Annotated in this window: 6 protein-coding genes and 1 pseudogene; 3 read left to right on the top strand and 4 right to left on the bottom strand. The window is 66.7% G+C overall.

Annotation, left to right across the window (positions count from 1 at the left end):
* Nucleotides 1-271 precede the first annotated feature (271 nt).
* Nucleotides 272-409: pseudogene (locus ACFWPS_RS01200) on the top strand (3-oxoadipate enol-lactonase); the annotation flags it as partial.
* 463 nt (nucleotides 410-872) lie between these two features.
* Here ACFWPS_RS01200 and ACFWPS_RS01205 read toward each other — a convergent pair.
* The 3 genes from ACFWPS_RS01205 to ACFWPS_RS01215 all read right to left on the bottom strand — a co-directional run bounded on the left by ACFWPS_RS01205 (nucleotide 873) and on the right by ACFWPS_RS01215 (nucleotide 6,907).
* Nucleotides 873-1,241: a LamG-like jellyroll fold domain-containing protein gene (locus tag ACFWPS_RS01205; RefSeq protein WP_383699799.1), complete on the bottom strand. Its 369-nt coding sequence runs from the start codon at nucleotides 1,239-1,241 to the stop codon at nucleotides 873-875.
* Nucleotides 1,160-2,857, bottom strand: coding sequence for a hypothetical protein (locus tag ACFWPS_RS01210; RefSeq protein ID WP_383699515.1), 1,698 nt, complete (start codon nucleotides 2,855-2,857; stop codon nucleotides 1,160-1,162). Before ACFWPS_RS01210 ends, ACFWPS_RS01205 begins: the two co-directional genes overlap by 82 nt.
* Nucleotides 2,858-3,070: 213 nt before the next feature.
* Nucleotides 3,071-6,907, bottom strand: coding sequence for a LamG domain-containing protein (locus tag ACFWPS_RS01215; protein ID WP_383699517.1), 3,837 nt, complete (start codon nucleotides 6,905-6,907; stop codon nucleotides 3,071-3,073).
* An 880-nt stretch (nucleotides 6,908-7,787) separates the two neighbouring features.
* On the opposite strand from ACFWPS_RS01215, the gene ACFWPS_RS01220 reads away from it, so the two are divergent.
* Together ACFWPS_RS01220 and ACFWPS_RS01225 are read left to right on the top strand one after the other, a co-directional pair.
* Complete coding sequence (locus ACFWPS_RS01220) at nucleotides 7,788-15,881, top strand: ricin-type beta-trefoil lectin domain protein (RefSeq protein WP_383699519.1); 8,094 nt, start codon at nucleotides 7,788-7,790, stop codon at nucleotides 15,879-15,881.
* A 39-nt stretch (nucleotides 15,882-15,920) separates the two neighbouring features.
* Complete coding sequence (locus ACFWPS_RS01225; RefSeq protein WP_383699522.1) at nucleotides 15,921-16,256, top strand: hypothetical protein; 336 nt, start codon at nucleotides 15,921-15,923, stop codon at nucleotides 16,254-16,256.
* Between the two features lie 434 nt (nucleotides 16,257-16,690).
* On the opposite strand, the gene ACFWPS_RS01230 is transcribed toward ACFWPS_RS01225, so the two are convergent.
* Nucleotides 16,691-18,088, bottom strand: coding sequence for an IS1380 family transposase (locus ACFWPS_RS01230; RefSeq protein WP_383699524.1), 1,398 nt, complete (start codon nucleotides 18,086-18,088; stop codon nucleotides 16,691-16,693).
* Nucleotides 18,089-18,212 lie beyond the last annotated feature (124 nt).

The raw sequence follows: 18,212 nt of genomic DNA on the forward strand, positions 1-18,212 counted from the left end.
ATCACGGTCGGTAAACACCATGACGACCAGACAACGCAGCACCTCCTCCAGCTCGGATCGTCCCGTTCGACCATGGGGGCGACCGGCAGGCCGACGCAGCCCTGCACCGCATGGTGTTCACCCGGCTGCGCTTTGACCCCCGCCCGCAGGCGTACTGCGAACGCCGCACCCAGGAGGGGAAGACCCGACGTGAGGTCGTTCGATGCCTCAAGCGGTATGCCGCCCGAGAGGTCTTTCACCTGATCCAGCCCGTCCCTTCACACCCCCCGTCATGGGGGCGGTCGTGAGGTGTGGGAGCGTGAGTCGGGTGAGTGAGAGTACGTCCAACACCCTGCAATACCGCTTTGACGGGCCGGAAGAGGCCCCCGTGCTGGTCTTGGGCCCGTCCCTGGGCACCACCTGGCACATGTCGTAGAAGCCGTCCAGGGCCGTCCATCCAGTCCTGTGCGGACATGTATGTCCTGTTTCGAGATCTTGTGCCGAGAGGGTGTCCACGGGGTTTGTGACTCGCCCGTGACAGCTGGCAGCGTGATGAAGCCCCCGTCGGCTGGTTGTGTTTTGGTCTGGCTCGGCGGCATGGCTGGCGCGATGGTGGATAGCGCGCGCTGAGTCTCGACGTACTTGATGCGGGCCTCTTCTGTGGCGGCTTCCCGGTGGATGCGCCTGTGGTGTGCCGCTTGGATTTCGGCAACGCGCCTGTGCTCGGGGGGTTGCGCTGGCGGGCGTGATCTCCTGGGTGGTCTCCGCAAGCTTGTCTTCAAGGAGCGTTCGACGGTGTCGGTCCGTTCGCCGGCTGGGTGTGGCCGCCGCCGAGGACGTGGGCGGGCCCGCGCCGCTCGTGTCGGAGTCGGCGCGGGCCGTGTTTCGGTGGGTCAGTGCAGTGTGCTGACTTCGGTCGCCGAGAGTGTGCGTGGGTAGACGTGGACGTCGGCGACGGAGCCGGGGAAGGCCAGATAGGGGGTGGTGGCGGAGGCGCTGTTGATGCAGCCGCCGATGGTGAGGGGCGTGGAGGAGTCGTACTGGGGGCTGAGGTTGGTGGCGGTCCCGATGAGGGTGCCGTTCTGGTAGAGGGCCATGTTGCCGGCGGTGGAGTCTCCCGGGACTGGTGCCTGGAAGGTGGCGACGAGGGGGGTCCAGGTGCCGTCACCACGGGCAACGGCTAGCGGACGTCGACGTAGTCGGTGACCCGGGCGCTTCTGAGGTAGTGGTCTCCGGTCTCGCGGTTGAGCGCGAGGGCCCAGGTGCCGTCCTGCTTGGCGGTCACCATGCCCTCGAGGTGGCCCTTCTTGTCGGTGTCCAGCTCGCAGACGTAGTGGTAGGTGCTGGAGCCGCGCGGTTTGAAGTACAGGGTGGGCCAGGCGTCGTCGGTGAGCGGTTTCCAGGTGTTGCCCTTCTTGTACTGGAGGGTGCCGGCGAATCTGATCGGCTGCCCCTTGCGGACCGCGTCGGGGGAGGCGTGGAAGCCGGTGATGCGGGTGGCGTATCGGTACAGGTGGACGGGCTTGGTGGTGCTGGTACCGAGGTCGGGGTTGCCGTCGAAGCGGGCCCGCCAGTAGGCGTCGGTGTCCGGCGCGGTGAGGGTGCGGGCGAACGTCTCCAGGGTCAGGGGTTTGTTGTGGCGGATCTTGATGGGGATGGTGGTGGCGTTCTTCCAGCCGCTCTTGCCGTCCTTCGAGTACTGCAGAGTGACAGTGGGCTTGGCGGGCCAGTGGGCGCGTGCGTCTTCGTAGTAGACGTAGCCGTCGTCCACATGGAGGGCCGAGTCGTCGTACAGGGACACGCCCGCGTCGATGTGGGTGGTGTAGGCGACGTGCAGGCTGAAGGGTTCGGTGGCTTCCTGCTGGAAGGGCATCCCGCTGTTGCCGGCGACGAGTTCGGCGTTCGGGGCGGCGTTGTACGAGGAGACGGGCAATGTGTAGGCGCCTCTGCCGTCGGTAGTGGTCTCGCCGACTGCGAAGGCGGGAAGACCGTCCGAGCCGAGGCCGAAGAGGGTGATCGCGGTGTTCGGCAGTGGTTGCCAGCCGGCGGTGGTCTGGATCTCGGCGTGCCCGGTGACGGTTCCGGTGGCGCCCTGTTTCAGGTTCAGGGCGTGGGTGCTTGCCGTGAAGCGGACCGGTGCCTGGGTGGTGTGCAGCCACGGGGTGGGGTATGTCGACAGGTCGATCGCTCCCGGGTAGCTGCTGGAGGCCAGGGGCGCGGCGGACACCCGGAACGACTGCTCGGTGGGGACGTAGGCGGCGGTGAATCGGCCGTCGGGGCTGGCGGTCGCGGTCGTGATCGTCCGGCCGAGTCCGGTGTCGGCGACGACGTCGACGGGCGTGTCGGCGGCGGGAGTCGGGGTGTCGGGGGTGCGGGGATCCCGGGCGACGGCGGTGCCGCTGACGGAGACCTGCTGGTGGAGGTAGTCGGGCACACTCGGGGTGGCGGTCAGACCGGAGACCATGACGATGGTCCGGTACTGCAAGGGGTCGGGGGAGAGGGCGCCGGTGACGGTGGCGCCGGAGGCGTCCTGCAGATCGACGGTGACCCGGTAGTCACCGAGGTCCGCCAGGTGGACCGGCGCCCGCCAGGTACCGGACGTCGCGTCCTGTCCGGAGTACTGGGTGAAGTCCTCGGTCGATCCGGCCTCCGGGGCTCCCTCTGGTGCGTCCAGCGGATAGAAGTGGGCCGTGATGCGGGTGATCGGGCTGTCGGAGTGCGCCGTCACGAAGACCAGACCCGGCTCGTTCCAGCCGTTGGCGTCGACCAGGACGGGGCCGCCGGTGGTGCCGTCCGCCCAGGCCGGGGTGAGGCCCGTGAGCAGGCCGGTGGTCAGTGCGGTTGCCGTGGCCGCTGCCAAGAAGGTGCTGCGTCTCATGATGGTCCCCCCAGAGGATTGGTCGACTCTGCAAGTGAGAGCGCGAGGATCCGACTGCGGTCCCTCGGTGCTCTTGGATCGGTCAAGTGATCGAGAACTGTAGTGGTGTGCTCTGACGGTTCGGTACGCAGGTCTGTTGCATGATCGTCCCATCGGACCTGGCAGGCGCTCGACCGAAGTGTCTCGGTCGAGCGCCTGAACGTACTTCAGCGGTCAGTCGAGTTGGCTGATGGCGGGGTTGTCACCGGTGGCGGCTGCGTCGGCGGGAGGCAGGGCGGTGTTGTAAATGTGGATGTCGCTGATGCCTGCGTTGGCGTACTCGCCGTAGGCGCCGGAGGAGAGTTTGCGGCCGATTTGGAGGGAGCCGGTCGCGTTCCAGGGAGTGTAGGTCCAGTCCCTGGCGGCGGTGAGCTTGCCGTCGACGTAGAGCCGGATTTCCTGGTTGGTGGCGTCGAAGACGCCTACCAGGTGTGTCCATTTGCCTATGACGGGCTTGCTGCCGTAGGTGGCCTGCCAGACGGCACCGCTCGCGTCGGTGCTGTGTCTGCCGAAGGCCCACGCCTGGGCGCCCGAGGAGTAGTACAGCTGAAAGCCGTTGTTGACGGCCCCGTCCTGCGAGACGAATGTCGAATTGGCGGACAACGAATTGAGCTTGATCCAGGCGGAGACTGTGAAGCTTCGCGAGGTGTCGACGGCAGCCCCGGAGGTGTTGGCATGGCCGGTGGTGCCGTTGAGGTTGATGTAGTTACTGCGAGTCGAGTCGCTGCTCCAGGTATAGGCGCCGCTGAGTGACGCGGGGAGGCCGGCGCTGCAGTCGGAGCCTGTTGCGGTGGCGCAGTCGGCGGCGGTGTTGCCGGTGCCGTCGTCAAGGTTCCACCAGTGAGTCGCGGCGTTGGCGGCGGTGCCCAGGGAGACAGGGGCGGCGAAGTTGGCGGTGGTACTGGTCGGCGCTGTACCTGGGTACTCGATCAGTTCGCCGTGGGTGTCGGTTACGTAGAGATCGGGGTTGCCGTCCGGGCTGCCGGAGAGGCTGTTCACGTCGCCGGAGGACGCGATCTTGGGGTAGGTCGTCGGAGGCAGAGTGAGGGGCAGGGCGGTGTGGGTGGTGGCGTGCAGGAGCGGGGGCAGGCCGTCGGAGCCGAGGGCGAGCGAGTAGGTGTACAGGGCGCCGGTGGTGTTGTCACGGGCCCACAGGGTGGGGGTGCCACCGACGGTATCGGGTGCTATCAGGGTGAGGCCGGACCAGTCACCGTCGCCGAGAAGGGTGGGGTCAGTAAGGTGCTTGCCGTTGTTGGACTGGTAGATCCATAGTTTGCCGTTTTCCACGGTGATGACGGCGGGGTGGCCCTGCTGGTTGCCGTAGACGTTGCCGGGTGCGACGAGCTGGGTGATGTTCCAGGGTGTGTTGATGTCGTACCCGGCGCCCGCGCAGCGGCTGTCAGGAACTGTCGGCTGGCAGGGGTCCTTGGCCACGGGGTCGCCGGAGCGCTTGCCGATGTAGCCGGGGTAGTTGGACCAGGGGACGAGAGGAAAAGCGTTGTCGTTGGCAGGATCTAGGTCGTTCGGGACGATGTACAACTTGGATGTCTTGCGGTTGAAGGCGAACAGATCATCGACGTCAGCACCGTGCAGGTTGCCACGGTGGGCAATCAGGTAGTTGTTCCAGCCGGTTCCGTCAGGCGAGTCGGCCGGGGTCGAGACGAGGACCGGGCCGTTGATTGTGGGAGTCGTGGCGGTGGGGCCGGTCTGGGCGGGGGCAGGGCTCTGGGCGGGGTCGGTGTTGCCGGGGATGAGTTCGAGGTCGCCGGTCTTGGTGGTGGCGAGTAGGTCAGGGACGCCGTCGCCGCTGATGTCACCCGGGGTGATCTTCGTGGCGGCGTTCCAGGGGACGGTGAAGGTGTAGCTGCCTGGGGCCTGCGAAATATTGCCAGCCGCGTCGACGGCTGCGACATACAAGGTGTGCACGCCCCAGGTGGGCAGGGTGACGGCGATGTTGCCGGTCGCGGTGCCCCGACTGTCGGTACTCGTGACGGACACCGGCGTGCCGGTGGTGGCGGTGGGCTGGCTGTCGAGGAGCCACCGGAAGTGGTCAACGCCGCTGGACAGGCATGCGTTGGGCATGCAGCTGCTGTCGGAGGGGGCACCGTCCGCCGCAGTGACGGTGAAGCTGGTCTTGCTGCCGGTGTGGATACCGCTGGCCGTGGCGCCTGTGCCGACGGGCGGAACATCGGAGTTGTCGGCGATATCCGGGGTGCCCGGCGGGGTGAAGTCGGTCTTGAACCAGCAGTGGTCGCTGATGTCGGAGGTCAGGCTCAGAACTGAGTTGTTGTCCTGTGCGTAGGCGTCCCAGCCGTACTCGTGGCCGTCTTTGAGGGTGAACCCGATGGGTAGGCTGACGTCTCTGGCGGTGTCCGCTGCGACGTAGCCAGTGGTGGGTTTGCCCTCGTCCTGGGCGTTGCCGTTGGAGTCGAGGACGGTTCGGTCCCAGACATGAAAGACCGCCCTGACGTTCTCGCCGGAGACGTTCGACTTGACCTTGGCGTGCAGTTGGACGTTGCTTCCGGCGCCAGAATAAGTGGTCGCGCCGATCCAGCCGTCGCCGCTCATGACACAGTTGCCGGTTGCGCCGGTTGCAGGGGGCGTGGTTAGGAGACTGGTCGGGACGTCCGGGGGGATGTCGAATTTCACTGTCAGGCTGAGGGAGCTGGACATCCGCAGGTAGTCGTCGTTGCTGGAGGAGATGCTCTCGTTGCCGAAGAGACCGACGGTCCAGTGGTCGCCGCTGGCGCTGTGGTAGGTCGCTATCCGCTGGGCCTGGGCGAGGACCTTGAACGTCGCAGGGTGGTTGCTGCAGCTGCTGCCGGAGTTGGCCCCACTGGGAATCGTGATTTTGACGGGGTCATAGTTGTCGTCGATGGGGTCGGGCTTGTTGTTCCAGTCGGTGCCGGAGTCGATCGAGCCTGTGGTGTGGAGGGTGATCGGCTGGTTCTGCGAGCAGTCCCAGCTTGCGGCGTAGGTGGAGTTCACCGTGATCTGAGCGTCGTAGACCTGCATAGAGGAGTCGAGTTTGTCAGTGGGGATGGTGTAGTAGGCGCGCTCCAGGCCGGTACCGCAGACGCCGCCCCAGCGCTGGTAGCCCACGCCTTCGCCGTTGGTCTGTAGCTTGTCGTACTGCGGGCTGTCGGAGCAGGTGGAGCTGGAGTACACCTCGTCGTAGTGGCCGGCGTCCTCGGTGACCGGGTTGTTGAACGGGTCGATGTACACCGGGTAGGTGGTGTCCGGGGCGTTGAGGACGCTTGTGTCCGGTGCCAGTGTGATGCCGCTGGACGTGGTGCTCATCGGCACCGTGTTGATGTTGGCTCCCTCACCGGGGCCGTCGGCGGAGGACGCCGTAGGGGCATCGCCGGCCGTCGTGGTGTCCGAGGCGGGTGCGGTTGTCGCCGGTGCGTCCGAAGTAGTGCTGGAGTCCCACATCAGCGGGCGCGGGCTGGTGTAGGCGACGGTGCCGTCAGCGGTGGTGGCGTTCATGCCGCCCGAGTCCGTGGCGGAGAGGGTCAGGCCCTGGGTAGAGGCGGCCTCGGTGAGCTTCTTGATGTGCGGGTCGGCTGCGGCTGCGGCGTCGTGGACGATCAGTACATCGCTGAAGCCGCCCTGGTCGGTGACCGACACGGACAGATCCACGCCGGGCAGAACCGACCTGTAGACGGCGGTGTCGTCGCTGACGACGGGCGTGGGCAGCGTGAAGGGCATGGTCAGAGCCATGCTGTGCCCGTCTTCGTTGGTCTGTGTGACCAGCGGGCCATTGCCGCCGCCCGACAGAGTGACGTCGTTCGGCGTGGCCTTAGGCGAGAGGGTTCCGTCCGCATTCGTGGCCAGAGTGGCGTCGACGGGTGTCCAGGCGCCGTCCTTGAGGACTCTTACCGGCATGACGTTGATGGTGGAGGTGAACGTGCCGTCGGGGTTGGCGGTGACGGTGGAGGTCTCCGTCGTGAGGGAATCGACGGGCGCATCGTGACCGCTGGCGACGGCCTCGGCCTGGGCGGCCAGCATCGGATTACTCGGGGATGACTCGTCGGCGCTTGCCGGCGTAGCGGGAACAGTGAGCAACAGCGCTGCCAGCGCGGGGATCAGCGCCAGACGGTGCGTCAGTTCCCTTCTCCTGCGCTGCTTTCGGGAATATCCGGACAACACTTAGCAACTCCCCCTCTTTTTGCAAATGCTTTGCTTTCGTGATCTTCGCCACATTGTTTGACGTTTGGCTGCGGCGAATGGTGTGCGTGGTGTCCGGTTTGCCATCAGGTGTTGATGTTCGCCACTTCACGGAAAAGGCACATCAGGCACTCAGTTGGCATACGTCATGGTCACATCGCCGGCACAGGGTATTGAGTTGCCCGCCCCCTATCAATAGCCTCCCGACGATCACGCAGCGGGCGTGATGGGGGGACGACGGTCTGTCAGGACCGCTGGTCGTGGGGGGAATTCAGTGAGCGGCAAGCGGCGTTGGTATGCGAGCGTCCAGTACCGGATCTGGGGTAGAGCGCTGACTCTCGCGACGACAGCCGTCGCGCTGCTGACGCTTCTCGTGCCCGCTGCAGTGGCCGCCGGAGTGGTCGTGGGGCCGTACCGCTTCATGGGCACGGTGTGGAACCCGAAAACCCTGCCGAAGACCCCGGCAGTTGGCAGTCATGCCCTCCGCCAACCCGCCACCGTCCACCCCAAGGGCTACAAGGCAGCGAGCCGCTATCAAGCCGTCAAGACGGCGTGGCCGAAGGCCGGCACGAAAACTGTCTCCCTGACGCGCACCATCGCATCCGGCAACACTGCCTCCGCCACCGAGGCGACGCCGGTCCCGCCGTCCAGTCCCGCCAGTGCCACCGCTGCATCAACCAAGGCGGCATCCACGCCTTCTCCGAGCACTCGCGTCCTTCCGGTGACGAAGCCCGTCAAGGCCGGTGCCCTGCCGGTGTGGGTGTCACCGGCACCTGCTGCCGGGCACAAGTCAGGGTCCGCCAAGGCATCCGGCCCGGCGGCGGTCAAGGTGAAGGTCGCGTCGCACGCCCAGACCCTGCGGGCAGGCGCCGACGGCATGCTCCTCGCCTTCACCCGCGCCGACGCGAAGTCCGGTGGCGGCCGGGTGCGCGTGGTCATCGACTATTCCTCGCTGGCCAAGGCGTACGGCGGTGGGTTCGGTTCACGGCTGCGGCTGTTCCAGGTGCCGGGTTGTGCGATGACCACGCCCCAGCTGAAGCAGTGCGGGACGCGGACCCCCATCACCTTCACCAACAGGGCGACAGCAGACCAGCTGACTGCCACGCTCGCCCTCGGCTCCTCCAGCGCTGCGGCATCACGTACCGCGAGCGGCACGACCGAGCCGATGGCGATGTCCGCGAACACCACCACGGCGAACACGACGACCGTGGAGGTCACCTCCGGCAGCTCCGGCTCCCAGGGCAACTACGCGGCAACCTCCCTGAATCCTTCGGGGAGCTGGCAGACCTCCGGCACCGGCGCCTTCACCTACTCCTACCCGATCGACGTCCCGTCCGCAGTCGGCGGCAACGCCCCGTCGGTGGCGCTGTCCTACGACTCGCAGTCCGAGGACGGGGAGACCTCGGCCCGGAACTCCCAGGCGTCCTGGATCGGTGACGGCTGGGACTACCAGCCGGGCTTCGTCGAGCGGACGTATCGTTCCTGCGGCACTCTGCTGGACAGCAGCGGCAAGAAGATCCTCAAGGGATCCGGGGACCAGTGCTGGGCCGGTGACAACGCGACGATCTCTTTCGGCTCGCACTCCGGGCAGCTGGTGCCCGACGGTGTCGACTCCGGCGTGGCGGGCGAGATCAAGCAGTGGCGGCTGCAGGGCGATGACGGCACCCTGGTCCAGGAGCTGTCCGGAGCCGCCAACGGTCTGCACGACGGCGTCTACTTCCGGCTGCTGACCACGGACGGTACCGCCGCGTACTTCGGTGCGGACCACTCCCCGACGGGCGCCGGCCCCTCCGGGGCGATGCAGTCCGGTACACCGGGCGACTCCTCGACCGATGCCGCCTGGGGTGTGCCGGTACTGCACGCGGAATCGGGTGATCCGTGCTACGACTCGGCCAAGGGCAAGGCGTCGCAGTGCGACAAGCACGAGGGCTGGCGCTGGAACCTTGACTTCGTCGTCTCGCCGAGCGGGTTCGTCCAGCGCTACGACTACACGACCGAGACCAACTACTACGACCTGGGCGGCGGCCAGGCCGCGACCGGTGACTCGGGGACCCTGACCTCGTACGTCCGCGGCGGCAAGCTCGACTCCGTCTCCTACGGCTACACGCTCACCGACGAGCAGACCGCCCGCAAGCCTGCCGGCCAGGTGGTCTTCACCTCCAAGCAGCGCTGTCAGACCACGGACACCTTCACCGACTGCTCGGCCGGAAACCTCAACGACAACACGGCCCCGCACTGGCCCGACGTGCCGTGGGACCTGCACTGCGACTCCACCGACAGCACCACCCTGCCGTCCGGGTCCACCTCCGTGCCGACCGACGTCTGTATCACTGCCGGACCGACGTTCTGGTCCACCACCCGCCTGGACAGCATCACCACGAAGGTCCACGTCAAGGACTCCTCGACGGACGATCTCGTCGACGTCGACAGCTACCAGCTGGGGCAGGTGTACTCGGACGCCGGCGGGACGGTCGACCCGGTCACCGGTACCACCGTCGACCCCAAGGACGCGGGTTCTCTGCAGGCCGTGACGTGGCTGCAGTCGATCCAGCACACCGGCAAGGACACCTACGGCAACGGCAACAGCGCCATCAAGCTCAACCAGGTCTCCTTCACCGGAACCGAGATCGACAACCGGGTCAACGACACCTCCCCGTCCGCGCCGCCGCTGTACCGGCCGAGGATTTCCTCCGTCCAGACCGAGACCGGCGAGTCCATCGCCGTCAACTACAACACCAACCCGTGCGCGAACAAGACGCTGTCGATCTCGGCCGCGGACAGCAACACCAACTCCTGCTATCCGGTCTACTGGACGGTGCCGGGTGCGTCGAAGCCGATCGCGGACTGGTTCAACAAGACCACCGTGCACACCGTCACGGCGTCCGACCTGACGATCGCCTCCCAGTACAAGCCGAACAGCCAGAACATCCCGGCCGGCTCGGAGATGCAGGTCTCCACCTACAGCTACGCCGGTCCCGCCTGGCACCGGGACGACTCGGCCCAGACGGACGACCAGTACCGCACGTGGGACCAGTTCCGCGGATTCCGCACGGTCACGGTGCAGACCGGTCAGGCTCCCGAGCCGGTGACCCAGCAGACCACCACCTACCTCCAGGGCATGGACGGCGACTACAAGGCCGACGGCACCCGCCGCTCGGTCAGCGTGGACGCCAAGGTCGGAGGTTCCACGGTCCAGACCGTCACGGATGCCGACCAACTCGCAGGCCAAGCCCTTCAGAGCGACACTTACACGGCGGCGGGCGGCACCGTCAACGCCGTGACCGTCAACGGCCCGTTCACATTCACCACCACCGCCCACGCCGCCCAGACCCCGTGGACGGACTGGACCCAGGACGACAACCCCGGCCAGACCGAACCGGACCTGTCGACTCTCCCCGATCTGATTGCTCTGCGGATCAAGACCACGCAGTCGCACGGCTACGCGCTGCTCGCCAACGGGACATGGCGCCACACCCGCACCGACACCAACTACGACAGCCAGGGCCGCGTCTCAACCGTCGACGCACACGGGGACGTGAGCGTGGCCGCGCAGGAGAAGTGCGCCACCACCACGTATGCGGCGCCGTCGTCCAGCAACACCATGACCCAGTCCTACCCGGACCAGGTCACCTCCGTCAGCGGCCCCTGCGGCACGGCGGCCTCTGCGAGCACGCTGCTGGCGGACAAGAAGATCTACTACGACGGTGACGGCACCCTCACCAACCTGGGCACGTTCGGACAGCTCGACCAGACCAGCAGCACCGCCATTGGCCAGGCCACTGCCGTACGCACCGCCACCGGTTACACCGGGACCACGGAGAACTGGCAGACCAGCTCGGCCATGAAATACGACGGGGCCGGCCGGGTCACCGACGCCCTGGACGCCACCGGGCAGAACACCCACACCGCCTTCAGCCCCGCCTGGAGCCCCTTCGGCGGCAACACCAACCCCACCAGCATCACGACCACCAACTCCAAGAACTGGACGGTCACCTCCACCCTCGACCCACTGCGTGGCCTGGCCACCGAGAACGTCGACGCCAACAACCGCAGGACCGACATCACCTACGATGCGCTCGGCCGACGCACAGCCGTCTGGCTGCCCGGCCGGGACAAGACGTCGGGCCAGAGCGCGGACGAGACGTTCACCTACTCGATCAACCCCGGCGCGGTCGCCGCGCCCGGCGGCACCGTCACCTCGCCGGGCGCCCCCTCCGCGGTGACCACGAAGACACTGCGCGAGGACGGCACCTACGCCTCGTCCATCACCATCTACGACGGGATGCTGCAGCCACGCCAGACCCAGGCCACGGCCGACGGCGACAGCAACTCCGGCCGGATCATCTCCGACACCTTCTACGACTCGCACGGCTGGCAGACCGCGTCGTTCGCGCCCTACTCCGAGCCGAACAACGGCCCCTCCACCACCCTGTACGCGGCGAACGAGAACCAGGTCCCGTCGGAGACCACCACCGGGTACGACGGCGAGGGCCGCGCGAGCACCAGCACGCTGTGGCACCAGGCCGTCCAGCAGTGGCACACCACCACCAGCTACCCCGGTGCCGACGAGACCGACACCACCGCCCCGGCCGGCGGCCGCTCCACCGCGACCTACACCAATGCACTGGGACAGATCACCCAAAGCGTCGTCAAGAACACCGGCAGCACGGTCAAACTCACCCAGGGCCAGGTCATCCCATCAGGCACGTCACTGACCTCGGACAGCACCCGCCTGACCATGCAGGCCGACGGCAACCTGGTACTGACCTCCCTCGCGACCGGCAAGACCCTGTGGTCGACCAGCACCTCCGGCAACCCGGGTGCCTTTGCCACCTTGCGGAGCGACGGCAACTTCGTCGTCTACAACGCGGGCGCCACCACCACTCTGTGGTCAACCGGAACCACCACCGGCACCGTGATGCAGATCCAGAACGACGCCAACATGGTGCTCTACGACGGCACCGGTGCCGCGATCTGGAAGACCGACACCTGGCACCTGGCCAGCGAGGCCGACACCGCCACCACGTACACCTACACCCCCGCCGGTCAGGTCGACACGATCAAGGACAACGCCGGCAACACTTGGTCCTACCACTACAACCTGCTGGGCCAGAAGACTTCCCAGACCGACCCGAACACCGGCACCACCAGCTACGACCAGTACGACGTCGTCGGCAACCTGCAACAGACCACCGACTCGCGCGGGCAGGTTCTGTCCTACAGCTACGACTGGGACAACCGCCCCACGGCCGAGTACAAGGGGACGTGGTCGGCCACCCCCGACCCCACCAAGGAACTCGCCTCCTGGGTGTACGACACGCTCGCGAAGGGCTACCCGACGTCGTCCACCCGGTACGTCGGCGGGACGTCCGGTTCGGCGTACACCCAGGCGGTCACCGGCTACAACACGGCCTACCAGCCGACCGGCAGTACCCTCACCGTCCCGGCCGCAGACGGCTTCGCCGCGGCCGGACAGTCCACGGCACCGACCAGCGGGACGGTCACCTACACGCAGTCCGCCTTCTACACCCCAACCGTCGGGCTGCTGTCCACCGTCCGCTACCAGGCCGACGGCAACCTGCCCGCCGAGGACGTCGATTACGGATACACCCAGCAAGGCAACCTCGACGGCATCGGCGGTTTCATCACCGCGGCCAACACTCCCGACTACCTGGACACCGCCGTCCACGACCCCTTCGGCCGGGTCCTGCAGACCAACTACGGATCCACCGGCAAGGAACTGGCAACCTTTGCCCAGTACGACGCCACCACCGGCCGGGTCACCCAGACGTCCAGCATGCTGCAGACGTCCACCACCGCGCTGGACGTGGCCAACTACCGCTACAACCAGGCCGGCGAGATCACCGCGATCGACGACCTGCAGGACAACACCACCCACGACACCCAGTGCTTCACCTACGACTCCTTCCAGCGCCTGACCGCTGCCTGGACGGACACGGCAGGTATCACCAACTCCACCAGCGCGCCGGTCGGAGCGGTCGGCGCCTGCAACACCGGCTCCGTGCAGACCACCACCGCGGCCCCGGTCACGGCCGGCACGGTCGGTGGCCCGGCCGCGTACTGGCAGACGTACACCTATGACCTGCTCGGTGACCGCACGAGCATGGTCAACCACGACACCACCGGCACCGCGGCCAACAACACGACACAGACCACCGCCTACACCGGCACCGACGGCACCGCGGCCGCCACGCTCCCGGACCAGGCGGGCACCACGACCAGCAGCAACCCGACCACCGGCACGGCGACCTGGACCCCCTCCTACACGGACCCGGCCTACAGCAACAAGAACGCCGGCGACACCATCAGCCGTAAGACCACCACCACTGGCCCGCTCAACACCGGCTTCACCCTTTCTGGAGGCGGGAAGCTCTGCGTCGACGACGCAGGTGCATCCACCACCCCAGGCGCCGTGGTCCGCACCTACACATGCAACGCCTCCGCCGCCCAGAACTGGACGATCGGCACCGACGGCACCATCAAGGTGCTCGGCACCATGTGCCTGGACACCACCGGCAACGCCACCACCGCCGGCACCCTCCTCGTCATCGACACCTGCAACAGCGACGCCACCCAGAAGTGGAAGGTCACCAACACCGGCACCCTGGTCAGCAATGCCAACAGCGCGATGTGCGTGACCGATCCGGGCGCCAGCGCCACCATCCGCACCCAGCTCACCCTCGCCACCTGCGGCAGCGCAGGCCAGACCTGGACCACCGCCGGCACCGGAGCCCTGCCGCCCGGCCAGACCCAGACCTTCACCTACGACGCCGAAGGCCGCACCGCCACCGTCGCCACCGGCTCGGGCACCCACACCAGCACCAGCGGCTACCTCTACGACGCCGACGGCAACCTGCTGGAACAGACCAGCAGCGTCGACGGCACCGCCAAGACCCGCATCCTGTATCTGTTCGGCGGCACCGAGCAGATCACCCTGAACGTCTCCGCCAAAACCTGGACCGGCCTGCGCTACTACCACGGCCCGGACGGCACCACCATCTGCCGCTCCAGCAGCGGAACCGTCACCTACGAGGTGGCCAACGCCCAGGGCACCGCCACCACCGCCATCGACGCCAGCACCCTGGCAGTCACCCGCCGCTACTACGACCCTTACGGCAACACCCGCGGCACCAAGCCCACTTCATGGGTCTCCGCCGATGAGAACCACGGCTACCTCGGTCAGCCCGCCGACGCCACCACCGGCCTGGACCTCCTCGGCGCCCGCAACTACGACCCCGCCCAGGGCCGCTTCCTCACCCCCGACCCGCTCTTCGAGTCGAACGACCCCAACCAGATGGGCGGCTACACCTACGCCGGCGACAATCCGGCCTCGGGAAGCGACCCGACCGGAACCATCCTGGTCAACAACGACGGCACACAGTGCAGCGGCGGTTGGAGCAAGTGCAGCGGCCAGACGGGCTCGGGTGGCCACACCGCCAACACCGACAACTCCAACGGCAACACTTCCAACGACTCGTCTCCGACTCCCTCACCTTCACCAGGCACACCCCCAACCCCGGGCTCTTCCCCCTCCACTTCCCATGACGTCGTCTCCAAGGTTGTCGTGGCTGTCGTCAAGCCGCTCTATGACGTCGTCAAATGCGAGTTCTGGATCACCGGAGGCGGCGCCGACCACGACCAAGCCTGCCAGGTAGCCGGCGGTGTCATCTCAGGCGGCGGCCTTGAGGGCAGCGGTGCCAGTGTCGGCGAAGGCGGCCTCCTCGGCGAGGGCGAGGGCGCTGCCGAGGGAGACGTCAGCGGTGTTGCGGCCGGCGCTGCCGGTGCAGGGGCCAAGGCCCTCGACGAAGCAGCCTCCGACGTCGAGGACCTGGCCGCCCTCAAGCGCGCGAACGCCCAGGAGCGGGCCAAAGAAGCGGACGCTGAAGCGACAAAACCCGACGAGCCATCGTCCGGCACGTCAAAGGGCGGAACGAAGCCCTCGAGCCGTTGCAGCTTCTCCCCTGACACCCCGGTCCTCATGGACGGTGGCAAGACCAAACCGATCGGCAAGATCAAGACCGGCGACAAGGTCGAATCCGCCAACCCCGACACCGGCAAACATCAAGGCGCCCGCACTGTCCAGCACGTGTGGATCAACCACGACCAGGACCTGCTCGACCTCACCATCCGCACCAAGGATGGCCACACCGCCACTCTCCACACCACAGCCAACCACCCGTTCTGGGACGACACCACCCACACCTGGGTTGCCGCCGGCAAACTCCACACTGGCGACGCCCTCAATACCGCCACCAACGGCCACGCCTACGTGGTCACTTCCCAGCCCACTCCCGGTACGGCAAACCGCTGGAACCTCACCGTCCAGGAACTTCACACGTACTATGTACTGGCCGGGACAACGCCGATTTTGGTCCACAATGTTGATCTGGGTGCGCTCAACGCCTGTCCTACTACGGCTACGACGCACACCGCCCAGGTGACGGTGCACGATAGTAGTGGAAACATCCTGCACGACTACGATATTCGAAGTGGCGCACAGACGCCGCCAGAGCAAGCTATGGGCCGAGGCGGGGAGACACTCAGCCATACTGAAAACCGGGCAGCTCGCATGGCTGGTGGTGTGCCGAGTTATGGCACGAAGATAATCTACGACGATGAATTCTTCGGGGACATGCCAGTGCCGTTGGATGGATACGTGATCATCAATGGAACCCGGCCGCCATGTTCAAGCTGTATGGGTGCAATGACTCGTGGGGCTCAGGATACGGGCTCGACGTTCGTCTATATTTGGGAAGAAGCTGGAAAGCCGGCTTGGTGGAGTACGTCCGGGTAGTGGATCAGTGAATGCTGGACGGAAACTTTAGGGAGTGTTATGCCGCAAGACGAGCGCGTGGATCCTATCCAGATCCTCGCCAGGGTTGGAGGGATCGCTTACCGCTCTATGGATGCGAGTAGGGCGTTTGAGGTGTGGGTTCATCTGGCGCGACAGGCAGGATGGGATGTTGCTGTACTTCCTGCCAACCGCAACGCAGATGACCCGACCGATCTTGGCGCTGTAATGGTGGAAGGTATCAAGTATCGGATTCATTACAGCCCTCGCGTGCGTCGACTCCTGGCCGATGACTCGACCGGGCACTTGGCTTATAGGGATGCGCTTGGCTATGCGGCATGGGCTGAGCCCGATATTTCTGCTTCCGGGCAGGATTGACCGAATATCGGTTTAATGGAACACATTGAGCCAAGGATTAACGGCGGAGGGCTGGCGGATGCAAACGCCATGCCTATTGATCCGAAACGGTAGATGTTCTGGGTCGTTGATCCCTGCGAGAGTGAACTGGTGGGAAATGCGCGACAGTTGTCACCGTCGTGGCAGGAGACCCCCAGCCGTCAGCCAGCAGCAGCCAGTAGCCGTCGGTGAGGTCACCGGTTGTCCGGGAGGGCGACATCCGGGCCGCGATCACCCGTGACTAGCCTCGATCGTTCATGAGTCCTCGTCGGTTTACTGACGGGGACTCTGTGTTTGTGTGGTGCGGTCTTTTCGGGCTGGGGCAGGCCGAGGGTCCGGCTTTCGCGTCGGATGGGCGCCGGGTTCCACTTCGCCGGTCTGGTGGTGCGGGTCGTCGGGACGGTCGATGTGGCTGGTCAGCCGGGGTTTGGCAGGGCGTGGAGCCTGACGATCGCGTGGCTGATGACGGCGGTCCAGGGCCATCGGGCGGGCAGGCGGAGCCAGCGGCGGCGGCCGGTGGTGAGCAGGTGGGCGGCGGCGGAGAAGAGCCGCAGGCGGAGCGTCTTGGGTTCCCAGCGGCGGGTGGTGCCGGTCAGGGCGAGCATGGGCATCCATGCGAGGAGGTCGAGTGCGAGGGAGACGATCTCCAGCCAGATCCGGTTCTGCGCGGTGTCGTGCAGGGGCAGGTTGCGCAGGCCGGTGGCGCGGGCGGCGCGGGCGGCGCGGGCGGCGCGGATGCGGTCCTCGCAGCGGGCCCGCCTGCGGTGACGCAGCTCGAGGTCGGCGAGCTGGCCGCCTTTGGTATTGGTGGCGAAGCAGGTCAGCCGTAGTCCGTCGAGGTCGGTGAAGCGTAACTGGGCGCCTGGGTGCGGTCGTTCCTTGCGGACGATCAGCCGCATGCCCTTGGGCCAGGAGGTGAGGTCAGGCATGTCGGTGATCTCCGCGACCCAGGCGCCGGGCCGCTCGGTGCCGCCCGCGTCGTAGGCCGCAGTCCACGCCTTCTTCGGGATCTTCAGGACGGCCTGGTGGATGGAGTCGGTGATGGTCATTCCGACGGAATACGACAGCCACCGGCCCCGGCGGGAGAGCCAGTCGAGGAAGGCGTGGGTGCCGCCGGCGGAGTCGGTGCGGATCAGTGTCTGCCGGCCCCGCCGCAGGTGTTTGGGGAGTTGGGCCAGGGCGAGTTGGGTGGTGGAGATGTGATCGCTCGCGGTGTTGGAGCCTGCGTTGCCGGGCCGCAGCAGCGCGGCCACCGGTTCTCCGGAACCGGCCTGGCCGTGGTCGACGAACGCGACGAGCGGATGATGGCCGAAGGTCTTCTTCCAGGTCGAGGTAGCGTCCTGCTTCTCGGAGTGCGCAAGGACGAGCACGCCGTCGATGTCCACGGTCACGTGACCGTCGGCGGCCGGACCGCTCGCCCCGGCCAGTTCCCAGACCTGCGACCGCACTTCGGCCCGCGCCGACCGGATCGCGGTGAGCGCCTTCGGTCCGGCTGCGGCCAGGGCGTCGATGAGCCGGGAGACCGTGGGGTCGGATGCCACCGGGCCAAACACTTCGGGCTCGGCACGCAGCATGGCGACATCGGCCAGGCAGTCCCCGCCCAGGGCCGTCGCGAGCGCGACATCCAGCAGAACCTTGCCCGGATCATGCACTGCCCGCGGCTTTCGCCACGGCGCCAGCGCCGCCGATATCGCGGTGTCCAGGCCGCACTTGCGGATCGTCTCGACCAGAAGCACCGCTCCGGCCTGCGAGACCGCCCCGCTGCCACCGCCCTCGACGCGGACACGGGGGTACAACCCGATACGCTTGCTCACCTGGAGAGTGCTTCTTTCCGTGCAGCCAACAGGACCCTAGACAAGTCCCATCGTTGCAGGTCAGGAGCACTCTCCGCTTATTTGATCAAGGCATGGACGGCCGCGCTCATGAAAGCGCGAGGCT

It is taken from the genome of Streptomyces sp. NPDC058457 (genome assembly GCF_042720695.1).
Classification (GTDB): Bacteria; Actinomycetota; Actinomycetes; order Streptomycetales; family Streptomycetaceae; genus Streptomyces.

What these genes read in the sequence shown, in the direction of transcription:
- ACFWPS_RS01210 (WP_383699515.1), bottom strand. Translation starts at nt 2,857, where the DNA reads ATGAGACGCAGCACCTTCTTGGCAGCGGCCACGGCAACCGCACTGACC.
- ACFWPS_RS01215 (WP_383699517.1), bottom strand. Translation starts at nt 6,907, where the DNA reads ATGCTGGCCGCCCAGGCCGAGGCCGTCGCCAGCGGTCACGATGCGCCC.
- ACFWPS_RS01225 (WP_383699522.1), top strand. Translation starts at nt 15,921, where the DNA reads ATGCCGCAAGACGAGCGCGTGGATCCTATCCAGATCCTCGCCAGGGTT.